This window comes from Streptomyces sp. NBC_01410, from assembly GCF_045040195.1.
Classification (GTDB): Bacteria; Actinomycetota; Actinomycetes; order Streptomycetales; family Streptomycetaceae; genus Streptomyces.
Genome location: NZ_CP109530.1, coordinates 6,700,391 through 6,716,988 on the forward strand (window position 1 = coordinate 6,700,391; position 16,598 = coordinate 6,716,988).

The following is a 16,598-nucleotide window of genomic DNA, read 5'->3' on the forward strand; positions in this document are numbered from 1 at the left end:
CCAAGGGTGCAGGATCCCGCTCAACCGCGCAGGTCGCGAGCCACCCAGCCCTTCGCGTAGGCATGCCAGCCGAGCTGCAGCCGGGTCGTCACGCCCGTCAGCTCCATCAGCCCCTTCACCCGGCGCTGAACGGTCCTCAGTCCCAGGTCCAGCTGCTTGGCCGCACTCGCGTCCGTCATCCCGGCGAGCAGCAGCGAAAGGATCTCCAGATCCGTGGCGTCGGGCCCGGGAGCCGCCTCCTCACAGATGTCGCCGCGCGCGCCCAGCCGTATCGGCAGGGCGTCCCGCCACACCGCCTCGAACAGGCCCGTCAGCGATTCGAGGAGCCCGCTCGCATGGACGACGAGGGCCGCGGGCTCGGCTCCCTGCCCGGTCAGCGGCACCATCGCCAGGGTCCGGTCCGCGACGACCAGCTTGGTCGGGACCCGCTCCACCACCCTGACCTGTTCGTCGCGGCCGAGTGCCGCGCTCAGTTCGGTGATCCCACCGGGCATGGCCAGCACCTCGCGCTCGACCACCACGCGGTAGGTGACGCCGCGCGCCGCCGCCTTCTCCTCCGCCTCGTTGTCCGTTCCGGTGACCACGACCGGATTGCCGGTGACCAGGGCGCAGACCTCCTCGGTCGCACCCAGCTGCAGTTGTAGGAAACGGTGCGCGACGGCGCTCGCGCCCGTCACCACCTCGACCAGATCGTGCACGGCGGGCTCGGCGGCCTCCGCGCGGTACTCCTCGGCGAGCAGCGCCGCCGCCAGTTCGGCCTGATCCAGCTCGTGCCGCTGCTGGGTCAGCAGCGCCCCCAGCGCCACTCCCGGCGGCGCCGCCACCCAGCGTCCCGTACGCGCCGAGGACTGCGCGGCGAGGCCCTGTTGCTCCAGTCGGCGCAGCGCGCGTTCCGTGTCCGGCTCCGGCAGGGCCAGCCGGTGCGCGAGATCGGTGACCTCCGCGGCTCCGAGCGCGACGAGCGCGCGGTAGGCCGACTCCTGTCTCTCGTCGAGACCTATCGCTCCCAGCACCAGACCCCACCCCTCCCCGGACGTGCACTTCTTCGGCCGCGATGGCGGAAACAGGCCACGGCGTATTTCCGCCTCGCACATCATCCCTGCTCCGGCCGCCGCTCTGCCAATGTGGCGCCACCGCAGTACCAACAACCCCCGGAAAAGGCGCATTTCGCGCACAGCTCGTGGCCGGCGCATACGCCCTGCGCCGACCACGAAGCGGTCCGCCGGACGTCCTTCCCGTGGGGGGTTGGGACGCCCGGCGGGCCACCCGTCGGACGCCTATTTTCCGGATGCCCCGTTTTCGTACGGCCCTTGCGGTGGACAATAAGGGCATGAGTCAGCAGGGGGAGAGGCCGGCCACCGAGGACGACTGGTGGAACCGGCTGTACGACGCGTCCGCCCCGGACACCGGGCCCGCGTCGAGAGCGGGCGACACGCTTGACGACCGATTCGACTCGGCGGCGGATGCGGTGGCTGCGGACGACGCACCCGAGTCGCGAGAACCGGACCCGGAGCGGTACCCGGAACCGGGTCTGACGCCGGACCGGGTGCGCCCGCGCGCCTGGTGGGAGACGCACCCCGCGGACGTCTCCGCTCCCGCTCCGCCCGCCGCGTTGCCGAGCACCCCGGACCGGCCGGCCGCGCCCCCGAGGCAACGCGCGTCGTGGGAGCCGCCGCGCACCGAGCCCCCGCCCCCGCACCTCCCGCGTGCCCAAGTCCCGCTCCCTCCCCAGGAGTCGGCCGGTCCTCCTGCCGCGCCGCCGCCCACGCCTCCCGCCCGTCCCCAGGCCGGCCACATCGGCGACGGCCCGCCCACCTACGACGCCGAGCCCACCGCCCTGCCCCCGGCCGAGCCCCAGGACCTGGACGAACTCGTCGCCGACACCGTGCTCGACGGCGCCCGCTACGGCACGTACACCCTGCGCGCCGTCTCCAGTCGCGGCGACTCCGCCCGCTACCGCGGCGAGCCGCGCCGCGACGCCCTGCTCACCGCCCGATTCGGCACCGGCGATGCCGCACTCGTCCTGGTCGCCGTCGCCAGCGGCGCCCGCGCCGCCGAGGGCGCCCATCTCGCCGCCGCCGACGCCTGCCGCTGGATCGGCGAAGCCGTCGGCCGCAGCCACGCCCGGCTCTCCGAGGACATCAGGGCAGGCCGCCGCGGCGACCTCAAGTCCGGGCTGCACCGGCTCACCGACCGCACCTTCGGCAAACTGCGCGCCGGCGCCGCCGAGCTCGGCGTGCAGCCGGAGGAGTACACCGCCCATCTGCGCTGTCTGCTGCTCTCCGCCGATCCCGAGTGCCGTACCCGGGTGTTCTTCGGCGTCGGCGGGGGCGGTCTGTTCCGTCTGCGTGACGGCGCCTGGCAGGACATCGAGCCCTCGGTCCCCGAGCGCGCGGCCGTCACCGGCGACCCCGTCGTCGGATTCGGGTCACCGCCCGCCGAGACCCCCGAGGGCGACCGGCTCACCATGGACCTGGGGATCGCGACGCCGCCCTCTCCGTACATCGAGGCACCGCCCCCGCCACCGGCCGAACCCTTCCGATTCCGTGCCTCCGTGGCCCGTCCGGGCGACACACTGCTGCTGTGCAGCACGGGCCTGGCCGAGCCGCTGCGCTGCGAGCCCGCCCTCGCCGAGGAGCTGGCCGTGCGCTGGACCCCCGCCGAGCCGCCCGGCCTTGCGGCGTTCCTCGCCGACACCCAGCTGAGGGTGAAGGGGTACGCCGACGACCGTACGGCTGTCGCCATCTGGGAGGCGTAACCGCTCCCTCCATGGGTTGATGAACGTTCAGGCCCATTGAGCGGAGAAGGGTACGCATCCCATGGCCAAGCAGAATGTGGCGGAGCAGTTCGTCGACATCCTCGTCCGGGCCGGAGTTCAGCGGATGTACGGAGTCGTCGGCGACAGCCTCAACCCGGTCGTCGACGCCATCCGGCGCACGTCCGCCATCGACTGGATCCAGGTCAGGCACGAGGAGACCGCCGCCTTCGCGGCCGGTGCCGAGGCCCAGATCACCGGGAAGCTCGCGGCCTGCGCGGGATCCTGCGGCCCCGGCAATCTGCACCTCATCAACGGGCTGTACGACGCCCACCGCTCCATGGCCCCCGTGCTGGCTCTCGCCTCGCACATCCCCTCCAGCGAGATCGGCCTCGGCTACTTCCAGGAGACACATCCCGACCAGCTGTTCCGCGAGTGCAGCCACTACAACGAGATGATCTCCAACCCGCGGCAGATGCCCCGGCTGCTCCAGACGGCGATCCAGCACGCGATCGGCCGCGGCGGCGTCAGTGTCGTATCCCTGCCCGGGGACATCGCCTCACAGGCGGCCCCCGAGAAGTCCGTCGAGCACGCGCTGGTCACCTCCCGCCCCACCGTGCGGCCCGGGGACTCGGAGATCGACAAGCTGGTCCGCATGATCGACGAGGCGGACCGGGTCACGCTCTTCTGCGGCAGCGGCACGGCGGGCGCGCACGCCGAGGTGATGGAGTTCGCCGAGCGCGTCAAGTCGCCGGTCGGGCACGCGCTGCGCGGCAAGGAGTGGATTCAGTACGAGAACAGGTTCGACGTGGGCATGAGCGGTCTGCTCGGCTACGGAGCGGCCTACGAGGCCACCCACGAGTGCGACCTGCTGATCCTGCTGGGCACGGACTTCCCGTACAACGCCTTCCTCCCAGACGACGTCAAGATCGCCCAGGTCGACGTCAGGCCCGAGCATCTCGGCCGCCGCTCCAAGCTGGATCTGGCCGTCTGGGGCGACGTACGCGAGACGCTGCGCTGCCTCACACCGCGCGTGCGCGCCAAGACGGACCGCAGGTTCCTCGACAAGATGCTGAAGAAGCACGCCGACGCCCTTGAGGGCGTCATCAGGGCCTACACCCGCAAGGTGGACAAGCACGTCCCGATCCATCCCGAGTACGTCGCCTCCGTACTGGACGAACTCGCCGACGACGACGCCGTGTTCACCGTGGACACCGGCATGTGCAATGTGTGGGCCGCGCGCTATCTCTCACCCAACGGCCGCCGCCGGATCATCGGTTCCTTCAGCCACGGCTCGATGGCCAACGCCCTGCCGCAGGCGATCGGCGCTCAGTTCACCGACCGCGGCCGCCAGGTCGTCTCGATGTCGGGCGACGGCGGATTCACCATGCTGATGGGCGACTTCCTCACCCTCGTCCAGTACGACCTGCCGGTGAAGATCGTGCTCTTCAACAACTCCTCGCTCGGCATGGTCGAGCTGGAGATGCTGGTCGCGGGACTTCCCTCGTACGGGACCGCCAACCGCAATCCCGACTTCGCGGCGATCGCGCGGGCGGCCGGTGCGTACGGCGTCCGGGTCGAGAAGCCCAGGCAGCTGGCGGGCGCACTCAAGGACGCCTTCCGGCACAAGGGCCCGGCCCTGGTGGATGTGGTCACCGACCCGAACGCGCTGTCCATCCCGCCGAAGATCAGCGCCGACATGGTCACGGGCTTCGCGCTCTCCGCCAGCAAGATCGTGCTGGACGGCGGCGTGGGCCGGATGGTGCAGCTGGCTCGCTCCAACCTCCGAAACGTACCGAGGCCCTGAGTCCGTCCCAGCCTGTGGTTGATGAATCGACATGAGTGGTGCTCTCCGCGCGGGGAATGCATGTCCGTGAGCGTGTGCGACAAAGGGAGTCGTTCCGGAGAAGGGGCTGTTCCGACGTGCGGGTGGGGATGATGACGGGGCGTCAGGGAGAGGCCGGGCAGACGGCGAGCGGGTGCGGCCGGGAATCCGGGGCGCAGAGAGAAGGGCGCGGTCTGCTGCATCGCAGGCTGGGCTGTGCGGATCTCACGGCCGTGCCCGAAGTGCGACGTGCTTTACGGGAGTTGTTACGGCACTGGAGGGGGCAGGACACGAAGGACGTGGCGGAGCTGCTGGCCAGCGAGCTGGTGACCAACGCGCTCGTCCACACCGATCACGGCGCGGTCGTCACGGCGACCGTCGCGGCCTCCACCCTCCGCGTGGAGGTACGGGACTTCATGGCGGGACTGCCGGTTCCCCGTGCACCGGCGGCGCACCTGGACACCCACGGCCGCGGGCTTGTGCTGGTGCAGAGCCTGGCCGACGCGTGGGGCGTCCATACGCACGGCGTGGGCAAGGTGGTCTGGTTCGAGCTGCACGGAAGGCCGGTCTGACCCTCGCAGACCGGCCTTCGTACGGGGTGCGCTGCGCTTAGGTCTTGTCCGGCCGATCTTGCCGGGCTCGCGTGCCCTGGCACGGCACCTCGCTGCGTTGTCGTCAGTCGCCTACGCTCCGCGTGGGCTCCTTCCTCCGCCTTGCGATGCACCGCACCAGACCCCGCTCCCTGATCCGGCCTGATCGACCGGACAGGACCTAGCCGAACTGCCGCTCGAGATCCGTGAGCTTCCGCTCCAGGGAGTCGAGACGCGGCAGCGCCTGGGTGTCGTCCTCGGCCGTGAGGTCGATCGTGCGCGGCTCAGCGCCGTTGGCCGGTTTCACGGCCTGGAGGGAGGGCCGGGAACGATACGGCAGCTGTCCCGGCTCGGATATGGCAGGCTCCGCGACGGACCCGACGCCGCCCGAGGCGGTCTGTGCCGAACCGGTTGCGGAGCCCAGGGCGGGAAGCTCCGAGCGCAGTTCGGACAGGCGGTGGCGGCCGCGCCCCCAGGCCCGGTGCTGCCGGTTGAGTGCCCTTATCTGCGCCCGTTCCATCTTCTCCCGGTCCCGCCTCCGCAGGCGGTTCTGCTCCTTCAGCTGCCGGTCCTCGCGGACTTCCTCGACCGCCTCGTCCAGGGTGCGTACGCCCTCCAGAAGCATCAGCGACCAGGCGCCGAAGGTCTCCCGGGGAGCGCGCAGCCAGCGCACGACGCGGATCTGCGGCAGCGGGCGGGGCACCAGGCCCTGCTCGCGCAGCGCCGCCCGGCGGGTCTGCTTGAGCGCCCGGTCGAACAGGACGGCTGCCGAGAGCGACATCCCGGAGAAGAACTGAGGGGCCCCGTCGTGGCCGAACCCCCTTGGTGCGTGTACCCAGTTGAACCAGGCGGCCGCGCCCGCGAACAGCCACACCAGCAGCCGCGAGCCGAGCGCCGCGTCACCGTGGCTGGCCTCGCGCACGGCCAGCACCGAGCAGAACATGGCGGCGCCGTCGAGGCCGAAGGGGACGAGATACTCCCAGCCCCCGGTGAGATTGAGATTCTGCTGGCCGAAGCCGACCAGGCCGTGGAAGGAGAGTGCGGCGGCGACGGCGGCACAGCAGAACAGGAGCACATAGGAGGCCGTGCCGTAGATCGCCTCCTTGCGCCGTCGGCGCTCCTCGCTGCGTTCCCAGGAGTCGTCAGAGGCCTTGTCACTGGCGCGCTTGCCGCGTGTGAACACCGTCACCGCGCCCAGGCACCCCAGGAGCATCACGCCGCCGGGAAGCAGCCACAGTGATATGTCGGTCAGTCTCATGGGCGGTGTCCCTTGCATCGCGGTAGAGCGTTTCGGCCGCCATAGTGGCCGAAGTCCCAGCGCCCCCAAGGGGTTTCGGGGCAAGAGAACGCCAATGGGGCACCAGGGCATACAGATAGGTGCGTTTCACTCGAACTGCCGTATGAACAAGGGGAGTTGGTTCGATTTACGTCACCCGGTCGGATGGCGTGTCAACCGGCATACGGGAGATCAGAGCTCGGCCGCAGCCGCTCCACGCGGTCCGCGTCACACGTGCGCGGACAGGTGGCGCACGTGTCCTCGGGCCGCAGGGTGTAGAAGAGGCAGCAGCCGGCCCGGTCCCGGGTCGGCAGCAGTTCGCCGCCCGGGCCGGTGAGCTCGCGGAAGCCGGCGGTCCCGACGTACGGCTTCGTGGCGCCCGGCAGCAGCCGCTCCAGCTCGGCCACCGCGCGCCGCTCCTCGCCGAGCAACTGCCCGACGTACCACAGGCTCTCGACGATCTCGTCGGTCGCCATGCCCCACAGCGCGCGCCTGCCGCGTCGCATCCGCGGAGCGAAGCCGTCCAGTACGGGGCCGATGTGCTCGGCGACGGCGTGACGCACCGCGGCGCACAGGGCCTCCTCGTCCGGGACCACGCGGGCGCCGGGCAGCCGCGCGGCCCGGTCGCCCGGCAGACAGGTGAATTCCCTCACGCGGACCGTCATGCGGCCGAGCGTCCGCTGGAAGGCGACGTCCTCGACGGGCAGGCGCGGCACGCGGCGGTGGAGAAACCAGGGGACCGTGATCAGCAGACAGGCGGGCCAGGCGTAGCGGTGCAGGCCGAAGCCGGCGATGACGTCGGGCCGGGCCTGCTGTCCGTAGTCCCGAAGGATCTGCGCGTCGTCCCAGGCGAGAAAGGCGTCGAGGGCGGGCCCACCGGCAGCGAGCTCCGCGGCACTCACCCAGCCGCCGCCCACGGGGGCCTGCTCGCCCTCCGAGAGCTCCCGTATCCGCAGCCCGGAGAAGACCTCGGCCAGGCGTGCGTAGGCGTCCTGGACGGGCGAGGCAAGGGCGGGCAGCAGCGCGGGACGGGTCATGCCGGGGACCACCGAATCGCGATCGTTAGGAGGTTAGCCTTACCTTACCCGACGCGATCGATGTTTGAACTGTCGTCTTGTCCGCCTATGGTGCACAAGGGCCCATGCGTACGCGAGCCGGGCCAGACCGCCGTCCGGAGGAGGACCCGAGTGGAGCAGGCCCGAGCGCGCGACGCCGCGACGCCGCAGCTTTTCGCGTCCCCGCACGTCCCCGAACAGGCAGGTCCGGCGGACTTCCGGCCCGCCCGTCCCCTTGTCCCGGAACAGGCCCGCGTCGTCCCGGCACATGCCCGCGGCGAGCACACCCACAGCGAGCCCCCCGCGCCGGGCACGGCCCCCCGCACGGTCCAGCGCCACTCGGTCCGCGGCCAGATCCTCGAAGCCCTGCGCACAGCTCTCGTCGACGGCGAGCTGGCCCCCGGCGAGGTCTACTCCGCGCCCGTCCTCGGCGAACGCTTCGGCGTCTCGGCCACACCCGTACGCGAGGCGATGCAGCAGCTCGCCATCGAGGGCGCGGTCGAGGTCGTCCCCAACCGCGGCTTCCGCGTCACCGTTCGCAGCGCCCGCGAACTGGCCGAACTCGCCGAGGTCCGCGCCCTGATCGAAATCCCGGTCGTGCTCCGCCTGGCCCGCACGATCCCGGCCGCCCGGTGGTCGGCACTGCGCCCCCTGGCCGACGCGACGGCAGCGGCGGCGGCAACGGGCGACCGTGCGGCCTACGCGGAAACGGACCGCGCCTTCCACCGGGCGCTGCTCGCCCTGTCGGGCAACCAGCAACTCGTGGCGGTCGCGGACGACCTCCACCGCCGCTCCCAATGGCCCCTGACGAGGGCCCCGGTCACCCGCCGCGCGGACCTGGTGGCGGACGCGGCGGAGCACATGGCACTGCTGGAGGCACTGGTGGCCGAGGACCTGACGGTGGTGCAGTCGCTGGTGAGGGAGCACTTCACGGGCGCGGAGGCCTGACGGCCCCATCCGGTCGCGCCATCCCCTGCCCACCCACCGATGACCCTTGGCCATGGCTGCATTAATCTGTGCCGCCGTTGCCGAAGTCCGTACGAACGGGGGGCCATTCATGACCGCGGAGCTGCCGGAGTCGTCCATACCCGACGAGGCCTGGGAGGAGTTCCAGCGCGAGAGCGAAGGACCCGCACGGCTCGCCGCGCCGAAGGAGCCGTCCGCGCGAGCGCGGATGGTGGCCGAGCGGTTGCGGCGCGAGGACGAGGAGGCCGCCCGGCAGCAGGGCAGGGTGCGGCGGCTGGGGAAGCGCGGCAGGGCGCAGGTACGGGCCGAGCCCGAGGCGTGGCGGGCGTGGCCCGATCGGCGGCGGCAGGCGCGGCGGCGCCGTGGGCGGGGAGTTCTCTGGGTCGTCGTGGCCGTCGTCCTCGTACTGCTGGTCATGAATCCCGTCAGGGCCCTCGCCTGGCTGGTGTGAGCCGGATGGTCAGGACGGTGACTCCAGGCCCGTCAGCAGTGAGGCGATGTCCAGGCCGGTCATGAGGTACTGCTCGAAGGCGACGTTGTGCAGGGCCCACGGCGAACGCCTGCGCCGGACCAGGTCGATCGCTCCCGCGCCGTCGTGGCCCAGTTCGATCAGGGTCTGGGCCACCACCAGGCCGGAGCGGTTGTAGCCGGAGTAGCAGCGTACGAGCGCGGTGCGGCCGGAGCGTACGGCGTCGGCGGTGATGAGCGCCAGACGGACGACCTCGTCGATCTGCTCCGAGGTCAGCCAGTCGTCCGGGATCGGGACGACATGGTGCTCGATGCCGGCGGGCGGGCCGTGGCCCTGGCGGGTGAACAGGCTGATCACCAGGTCGAATTCACGGTCGACGACGGCGTCCAGATGGCGGCCGTCCGCGTCGGCCCAGACATGGCCGCCCATCCACAGGCCGGTGGTGATCTCGTCCCAGGGCGACTGGGGTTCCGGGACGGGGCCGTCCGCCCGGCGGGCGCTCACCGGTGGCTCCTCGCGCCGGTCATGCCGCCGGTCATGCGGCGGGCTCGGGCTGCGGAGGGGAGGACTGGACGGGAGGGGACTGGACCGGCACCGTCGGGGCCAGTTGGGCGCCGAGCCACACCGGTACGCCGCCCAGGAGACGGAACAGCCGCCCCGCCTCCGCCCGTAGCCGGCTCGCCTCCGGTTCCGGCTCGCAGTCGGCGAGCGCGGCCAGCGCCGGGGCCGTGCCGATCAGATAGCCGAGCTCCTCGCGGATCCGCAGCGACTCGGCGAAGCCGTGCCGCGCCTGTGCCAACTCCCCCTCGCGCAGGGCGAGTCCGGCCTGATGGCGCCAGGTGAACGAGAGCAGCAGTGTGTCCCCGTGCGCGGCCGCTCCGGCGTGCGCCCGCTGATAGGCGGCGCGGGCCGCCTGTGGGGAGTCGGCGATGTGCTCGGCGACCAGGCCGCGGCGGAAGTCCAGCAGCGGTCGTCCCGGCGAGGTGGGGGCGAGCAGCGCCGCGGCCCGGCCGAGTGCCGCGCGGGCCTCGTCGGCGCGGTCGCGTACGCCGAGACGGGTCGCCGCGTACGCCAGCCGCCCGCGCTCGCACGCCGCGCCACCGCGCTCCTCGTCGTCCCCGGCCACCGCCTCCGCCGTACGCAGCGCGTCCTCCGCGTCGGCCCAGCCCTCGCCGGTGAACAGGCAGCGCTCGACGAGCAGTCCGGCCCGTTCGAGCGCCGCGGCCGGATCGGCCGCGTGGGCGGTGAGCAGAGCCGCTGCGTCGGTCCAACAGCCGCGCGAGCGCAGCCGCCATACCGCGGTCTGGAGTGGATCGTCACCTGCAGTGGTTCCGGAACCAGACATGGCGGTATGCGCCACTTGCCCTCCCCGAGCACGCCATTGAGCTGTTGAGTCTGCCCGCATCTCAGCATGGATAGGCATGCCTGGCCAAGGGGTCAGGTGAATGAATTCACAATCGTGTGGTGAGAGATGGGTGGAGCGTCAACTCAATGGCTTGCGCCGTCCCTCGTGTGGGTGACGGTGGCGAGCCGGGGCGGGGTGAGTTTCCGGCCCCCGGCTCGGCGGACCGCGAGTCAGCTCATCCGCAGCGCCAGGAAGAAGTCCAGCTTGTCCTCCAGGCGCGACAGATCACGGCTCGTCAGTTGCTCGATCCGGCCCACCCTGTACCGCAGGGTGTTCACATGCAGATGCAGCCGCGTCGCACACCGCGTCCAGGACCCGTCGCAGTCCAGGAACGCCTCCAGCGTCGGGATCAGCTCCGCCCGGTGCCGCCGGTCGTAATCGCGCAGCGGGTCCAGCAGCCGGGCCGTGAAGGCGCGGCGCACGTCGTCCGGGACGAACGGCAGCAGCAGGACGTGCGAGGCCAGCTCGTGGTGGCCGGCCGCGCAGACCCGGCCGGGGCGGGCCGCGGCCACCCGGCGGGCGTGCCGGGCCTCCTCCAGCGCGCCGCGCAGGCCCTCCGCCGAGCTGACGGCCGCGCTGACGCCCAGCGTGAGCCGCCCGTCGCCGTCGAGACCGGCCGAGAGCGGGTCGCGTACGGAGCCGAGCAGCGCGTCCGCGTGCAGTCCGGCCTCCGTGGACTCGACGTCGGGGCCCTCCGGGTCGACGGGGAGGGCGGGCAGCGGGACCAGCGCGATCGCCTCGTCGCCGGTGTGGGCGACCGCGATCCGGTCGCCGGAGTCGGCGCCCTCGGCCGTCGGGTCGACCAGGATCTCCTCCAGCAGGGACTGGGCGACGGGACCGGCCTCGATCGCGGCCCCCGCCGGCTCGTCCTGCTCCCACTCCACCCGGGCCACCACGACCTGCCAGTGCGGCGCGGTCCCGAGGCCGGGCAGCAGTACGGGGGCGGCCACCCGCAGCCTGGCCGCGATCTCGGCGGGCGCGGCACCCGTCTGGACCAGTTCGAGTACTTCCTGGGCGAGCCGGCGCCGTACCGTACGGGCCGCCTCGCGCCGGTCCCGCTCGACGGCGATCAGCTGGGTCACGCCCTGCAGCAGGTCCAGCCGGGCGGCCGGCCAGTCGCCCGCGTCGGCCTCGACCGCCAGCAGCCAGTCCGACAGGACACTCTCGCGTACGTCGCGGGACGCGGGGGCGGCTCCGCGTCCGGTGTTGCGGATCGGGAAGAGGGAGTACGTCGCTCCTCCGACGTTCGCGCGGTGCGGGCCGCGGCGGCCCGTACGGGTCGCGGCCAGATGCTCGCCCGCCAGCGTGGCGCTCACCGGGCCGGGCAGCGGGTCGCCCGCGCCCGCGATCTGGCGGCCGGTGGGGGAGAGCACCCAGGCGCGAAGGTCCAGGTCGGAGCCGAGGAGGTCCAGGACCACGTCGGGGCCGCCGCCCGCGGGACCCGAGGTCATCAGCCTTCTGTGCCTGTCGACGACTGCCGCGAGGTCACCGGCGCGCTCGCCGGAGACCTGGCGCACGACATACTCTGTGATCGTCGCGAATGCAACAGATTCATTAACTGCAAAGAGTGGCAGCCGATGGCGAGAACACGCCTTCACGAGATCACCGGGAATGTTCCCCAGTTCGGCCTCGCCGGCCGCCAGACCGGCCACCCCGGCGCCCGCCAGGATCCGGACGAACGGCTCCGAGTCCTCGGCCGAATGCCGCCAGGCGAGCCCCGTAAGCACCAGTTCGCCGCCCGAGAGATACCGGCTCGGGTCCCGCAGGTCGGTCGTCATCACGCCACGTACGCCGCGGTCGAGTTCGTCCTCGCCGCCGAGCAGCCGCAGTCCCAGCGCTTCGGTCTCCAGAAGTGCGCGCAGCCGCATCTCGTCGCCGCCGATCTGTCTCGTTGTTGCCGGTGGCCCCTGGCCACGGTTTTCATGGGAAAACAGTGAGGTTGCCGAGCCTCGCCTTTCGTTCGAATCTACAAGACGAGACAGGCGACCAGCCAACTCCTTCATGGTTTCGGTGACTGCACCGGGCGGGGCACGCCTTGTGTACTGGGGCCACACAGCGTTAACGGCACATGAATAACCAGTCGAGGGCCGGCCGTCCCGGGCCCGTTGCGACGAACGACCCCGATTAAGAAGAAGAGAGCCACTCATGGACTTCCTTCGCCCCGCCAGCTGGGAGGAGGCGCTCGCCGCCAAGGCCGAGCACCCCACCGCTGTCCCCATCGCGGGTGGCACCGATGTGATGGTCGAGATCAACTTCGACCACCGCCGGCCCGAGTACCTCATGGACCTGAACCGCATCGGCGAGCTGCGCGAATGGGAGGTCGGCGAGGACACCGTCCGCCTGGGCGCCTCCGTGCCGTACACCGGGATCATGGACCACCTCCGGGCCGAGCTGCCCGGTCTGGCACTGGCGTCGCACACCGTGGCCTCCCCGCAGATCCGCAACCGCGGCGGTGTCGGCGGCAACCTCGGCACCGCGTCCCCGGCCGGCGACGCCCACCCGGCGCTGCTCGCGGCGGGCGCCGAGGTCGAGGCCGAGTCGGTGCGCGGCAGCCGCCTGATCCCGATCGACGAGTTCTACACCGGCGTGAAGCGCAACGCACTGGCCCCGGACGAGCTCATCCGCGCCGTACACATCAAGAAGGCCGACGGCCCCCAGCAGTTCTCCAAGGTCGGCACCCGCAACGCGATGGTCATCGCCGTCTGCGCCTTCGGCCTGGCCCTGCACCCCGAGACCCGTACGGTGCGCACCGGCATCGGCTCCGCCGCCCCGACCCCGGTACGGGCGAAGGCGGCCGAGGAGTTCCTGAACGCCGCGCTCGAAGAGGGCGGTTTCTGGGACAGCAAGAAGATCATCACCCCGTCGATCGCCAAGCAGTTCGCGGAGCTCGCTTCCGCCGGCTGCAGCCCCATCGACGATGTGCGCGGCACCGCCAGCTACCGCCGCCACGCGGTGGGCATCATGGCCCGCCGCACGCTCGGCTGGACGTGGGAGTCCTACCGCGGCAAGGGCCGCAGCATTGAGGGAGTCGCATAATGCGCGTGAACTTCACGGTCAACGGTCGTCAGCAGGAAGCCGACGACGTGTGGGAGGGCGAGAGCCTTCTCTACGTACTGCGCGAGCGCATGGGCCTGCCGGGCTCCAAGAACGCGTGCGAGCAGGGCGAGTGCGGCTCCTGCACGGTCCGCCTGGACGGCGTGCCGGTCTGTTCCTGCCTCGTCGCCGCAGGTCAGGTCGAGGGCCGCGAGGTCGTCACCGTAGAGGGCCTGGCGGACTACGCCAAGCAGCGCGCCGAGCACGGCGGCTGCGCCACCGGCGCCTGCGGCACCTCGCTGGACGCCGCCAAGAGCTGGGAGGCCAGGCCGTCCGACGGTCAGGCCGGCGAACAGGGCGAACTCTCCCCGATCCAGCAGGCGTTCATCGACGCCGGCGCCGTGCAGTGCGGTTTCTGCACCCCCGGTCTGCTGGTCGCCGCCGACGAGCTGCTGGAGCGCAACGCCGAGCCGTCCGACGCGGACATCCGCGAGGCGCTCTCCGGCAACCTCTGCCGCTGCACCGGTTACGAGAAGATCCTCGACGCGGTCCGCCTCGCGGCCGCCCGCCAGGAAGAGGCGGTCTGACAGCCATGGCCACCACCGGAACCCCCACGAACCTCACCCAGGGCTCGCAGACCAAGGGCGGCATCGGCGAGTCGACGCTGCGGCCCGACGGCACCCTCAAGGTCACCGGCGAGTTCGCGTACTCCTCGGACATGTGGCACGAGGACATGCTCTGGGGCCACACGCTCCGCAGCACCGTCGCGCACGCCGAGATCAAGTCGATCGACATCGGCGAGGCCGTCGCGATGCCCGGCGTCTACGCCGTGCTGACCTACGACGACCTGCCCACCGCGGTGAAGAACTACGGCCTGGAGATCCAGGACACCCCGGTTCTCGCCCACGGCAAGGTCCGTCACCACGGCGAGCCGGTGGCCCTGGTCGCCGCCGACCACCCGGAGACCGCGCGCCGCGCCGCCGCCAAGATCAAGATCGAGTACGCCGAGCTGCCGCTCATCACGGACGAGGCGTCCGCGACCGCGCCCGGCGCGATCCTGGTCCACGAGGGCCGCGACGACCACCACATCGGCCATGTCCCGCACCCGAACATCGTTCACCGCCAGCCCATCGTCCGCGGCAACGCCGACGAGGCCGCGAAGCGCGCCGACGTGATCGTCAAGGGCGAGTACACCTTCGGCATGCAGGACCAGGCCTTCCTCGGCCCCGAGTCCGGCCTCGCCGTGCCGTCCGAGGACGGCGGCGTCGAGCTGTACGTCGCCACCCAGTGGCTGCACTCCGACCTCCGCCAGATCGCCCCCGTCCTCGGCCTGCCCGAGGACAAGGTGCGGATGACGCTCTCCGGCGTCGGCGGCGCGTTCGGCGGCCGCGAGGACCTGTCGATGCAGATCCACGCCTGCCTGCTCGCCCTGCGCACCGGAAAGCCCGTCAAGATCGTCTACAACCGGTTCGAGTCCTTCTTCGGACACGTGCACCGGCACCCGGCGAAGCTCTCCTACGAGCACGGCGCCACCAAGGACGGCAAGCTCACGCACCTGAAGTGCAGGATCGTCCTGGACGGCGGCGCGTACGCCTCGGCCTCCCCGGCGGTCGTCGGCAACGCCGCTTCACTGAGCGTCGGCCCGTACGTCGTCGACGACGTCGACATCGAGGCGCTCGCGCTCTACTCCAACAACCCGCCCTGCGGCGCCATGCGCGGCTTCGGCGCGGTCCAGGCGTGCTTCGCGTACGAGGCGCAGATGGACAAGCTCGCGGCGAAGCTGGGCATGGACCCGGTCGAATTCCGACAGCTGAACGCCATGGAGCAGGGCACGATCATGCCGACCGGCCAGCCGGTCGACTCCCCGGCCCCGGTCGCCGAGCTGCTGCGCCGTGTCAAGGCCATGCCGCTGCCGCCCGAGCAGCAGTGGCTCGCCGCCGGCGAGGAGGCGGACGTACGCGCCCTGCCGGGCGGTCTGTCCAACACCACGCACGGCGAGGGCGTCGTCCGCGGCATCGGCTACGCGGTCGGCATCAAGAACGTGGGTTTCTCCGAGGGCTTCGACGACTACTCAACGGCGCGCGTGCGCATGGAGGTTGTGGGCGGCGAGCCGGTCGCGACCGTGCACACCGCGATGGCGGAGGTCGGCCAGGGCGGTGTCACCGTCCACGCGCAGATCGCCCGCACCGAGCTCGGCGTCACGCAGGTGACGATCCACCCGGCCGACACCCAGGTCGGCTCCGCCGGTTCGACGTCGGCATCCCGCCAGACGTACGTGACGGGCGGCGCGGTGAAGCACACCTGCGAGAACGTCCGCGAGAAGGTCCTGGAGATCGGCCGCCGCAAGTTCGGCTCGTACCACCCCGCGTGGGCCACCGCCGAGCTGCTGCTCGAAGGCGGCAAGGTCGTCACCGACGGCGGCGAGGTCCTCGCCGACCTGGTGGACGTCCTCGAGGGCGAGGCGGTCGACCTGGAGCTCGAGTGGCGGCACCGCCCCACCGAGGCCTTCGACCTCGTCACCGGCCAGGGCCACGGCCACGTCCAGTACTCCTTCGCCGCGCACCGCGCCGTGGTGGAGGTGGACACCGAGCTCGGCCTGGTCAAGGTCATCGAACTGGCCTGCGCCCAGGACGTCGGCAAGGCACTCAACCCGCTGTCCGTCGTCGGCCAGATCCAGGGTGGCACCACCCAGGGCCTGGGCGTGGCGGTCATGGAGGAGATCATCGTCGACCCGAAGACCGCGAAGGTGAAGAACCCCTCCTTCACGGACTATCTGATCCCCACCATCCTCGACACGCCGACCATCCCCGTCGACGTACTCGAACTGGCCGACGACCACGCGCCCTACGGGCTGCGCGGCGTCGGCGAGGCCCCGACCCTCTCGTCAACTCCGGCCGTCCTCGCGGCGATCCGGAACGCGACGGGTCTGGAGCTGAACAGGACACCGGTCCGCCCCGAGCACCTCACCGGTACCTGATCCCTGAACTCTCCGGGCGGTGCGCCATGGGCTCCGCCGAGGACTTCGGGAACGTCACGTCCCCTGGCCTTCGGCATGGGGAACCCCACGCCCCGTCGCGCCGCCCGGAGAACCCCAGTACCGCACCGCTCGCGGTCTCTGGAAACCCCCGCAGTAAACCAGCGGTAACCCAGCAGTGATGCAGCACCAACCAAGTTCGCCTCGGGCCGTCCCCCGGGTCGTGCAGCCCACGCACCATCCCAAATCC

The 16,598-nt window shown here is 71.6% G+C and carries 14 protein-coding genes; 8 read left to right on the top strand and 6 right to left on the bottom strand.

Features of this window, described 5'->3' with window-relative positions:
* Positions 1-20: 20 nt before the first annotated feature.
* Positions 21-1,013 (bottom strand): helix-turn-helix domain-containing protein, encoded by a 993-nt coding sequence (locus OG741_RS30750; protein ID WP_405603228.1) that lies wholly within the window; start codon positions 1,011-1,013, stop codon positions 21-23.
* Positions 1,014-1,330: 317 nt separating this feature from the next.
* Between OG741_RS30750 and OG741_RS30755 the strand changes: the two genes are divergently transcribed.
* The 3 genes from OG741_RS30755 (at position 1,331) to OG741_RS30765 (ending at position 5,152) form a co-directional block, all read left to right on the top strand.
* Positions 1,331-2,758: a protein phosphatase 2C domain-containing protein gene (locus OG741_RS30755; protein ID WP_405603229.1), complete on the top strand. Its 1,428-nt coding sequence runs from the start codon at positions 1,331-1,333 to the stop codon at positions 2,756-2,758.
* A gap of 61 nt (positions 2,759-2,819) precedes the next feature.
* On the top strand, positions 2,820-4,562 hold the full coding sequence (locus OG741_RS30760) for a pyruvate dehydrogenase (protein WP_405603230.1): 1,743 nt from the start codon (positions 2,820-2,822) through the stop codon (positions 4,560-4,562).
* A 131-nt stretch (positions 4,563-4,693) separates the two neighbouring features.
* On the top strand, positions 4,694-5,152 hold the full coding sequence (locus OG741_RS30765) for an ATP-binding protein (protein WP_405603231.1): 459 nt from the start codon (positions 4,694-4,696) through the stop codon (positions 5,150-5,152).
* Between the two features lie 199 nt (positions 5,153-5,351).
* On the opposite strand, the gene OG741_RS30770 is transcribed toward OG741_RS30765, so the two are convergent.
* Together OG741_RS30770 and OG741_RS30775 are read right to left on the bottom strand one after the other, a co-directional pair.
* Positions 5,352-6,428: a DUF2637 domain-containing protein gene (locus OG741_RS30770; protein WP_266482477.1), complete on the bottom strand. Its 1,077-nt coding sequence runs from the start codon at positions 6,426-6,428 to the stop codon at positions 5,352-5,354.
* Between the two features lie 191 nt (positions 6,429-6,619).
* The gene (locus OG741_RS30775) at positions 6,620-7,483 is read right to left on the bottom strand and encodes a (2Fe-2S)-binding protein (protein WP_405603232.1); all 864 of its coding nucleotides are present in this window, start codon (positions 7,481-7,483) and stop codon (positions 6,620-6,622) included.
* A 150-nt stretch (positions 7,484-7,633) separates the two neighbouring features.
* Here OG741_RS30775 and OG741_RS30780 point away from each other — a divergent pair, with 150 nt between their 5' ends.
* Both OG741_RS30780 and OG741_RS30785 read left to right on the top strand, forming a co-directional pair.
* Positions 7,634-8,449: a GntR family transcriptional regulator gene (locus OG741_RS30780; protein WP_405603233.1), complete on the top strand. Its 816-nt coding sequence runs from the start codon at positions 7,634-7,636 to the stop codon at positions 8,447-8,449.
* A 109-nt stretch (positions 8,450-8,558) separates the two neighbouring features.
* A complete protein-coding gene (locus tag OG741_RS30785) occupies positions 8,559-8,918 on the top strand; it encodes a hypothetical protein (protein WP_405603235.1) in 360 nt (119 codons plus the stop codon).
* Positions 8,919-8,927: 9 nt separating this feature from the next.
* On the opposite strand, the gene OG741_RS30790 is transcribed toward OG741_RS30785, so the two are convergent.
* The 3 genes from OG741_RS30790 to OG741_RS30800 all read right to left on the bottom strand — a co-directional run bounded on the left by OG741_RS30790 (position 8,928) and on the right by OG741_RS30800 (position 12,209).
* Positions 8,928-9,440 carry a protein phosphatase gene (locus tag OG741_RS30790; RefSeq protein WP_405603236.1) on the bottom strand — a complete coding sequence of 171 codons (513 nt, stop codon included), beginning with the start codon at positions 9,438-9,440 and terminating at the stop codon, positions 8,928-8,930.
* A 31-nt stretch (positions 9,441-9,471) separates the two neighbouring features.
* Positions 9,472-10,281: a hypothetical protein gene (locus tag OG741_RS30795; RefSeq protein WP_405603238.1), complete on the bottom strand. Its 810-nt coding sequence runs from the start codon at positions 10,279-10,281 to the stop codon at positions 9,472-9,474.
* A gap of 230 nt (positions 10,282-10,511) precedes the next feature.
* Complete coding sequence (locus tag OG741_RS30800) at positions 10,512-12,209, bottom strand: PucR family transcriptional regulator (RefSeq protein ID WP_405603239.1); 1,698 nt, start codon at positions 12,207-12,209, stop codon at positions 10,512-10,514.
* A gap of 277 nt (positions 12,210-12,486) precedes the next feature.
* Between OG741_RS30800 and OG741_RS30805 the strand changes: the two genes are divergently transcribed.
* From OG741_RS30805 to OG741_RS30815, 3 genes are read left to right on the top strand one after another with little or no spacing between them, the layout of a single operon-like run.
* Positions 12,487-13,377, top strand: coding sequence for an FAD binding domain-containing protein (locus OG741_RS30805; RefSeq protein WP_405603240.1), 891 nt, complete (start codon positions 12,487-12,489; stop codon positions 13,375-13,377).
* A complete protein-coding gene (locus tag OG741_RS30810; RefSeq protein ID WP_405603241.1) occupies positions 13,377-13,961 on the top strand; it encodes a (2Fe-2S)-binding protein in 585 nt (194 codons plus the stop codon). The genes OG741_RS30805 and OG741_RS30810 overlap by 1 nt, the downstream gene beginning before the upstream one ends.
* Before the next feature lie 5 nt (positions 13,962-13,966).
* Positions 13,967-16,351, top strand: a complete 2,385-nt coding sequence (locus tag OG741_RS30815; protein WP_405603242.1) for a xanthine dehydrogenase family protein molybdopterin-binding subunit — start codon at positions 13,967-13,969, stop codon at positions 16,349-16,351.
* Positions 16,352-16,598: the final 247 nt, after the last annotated feature.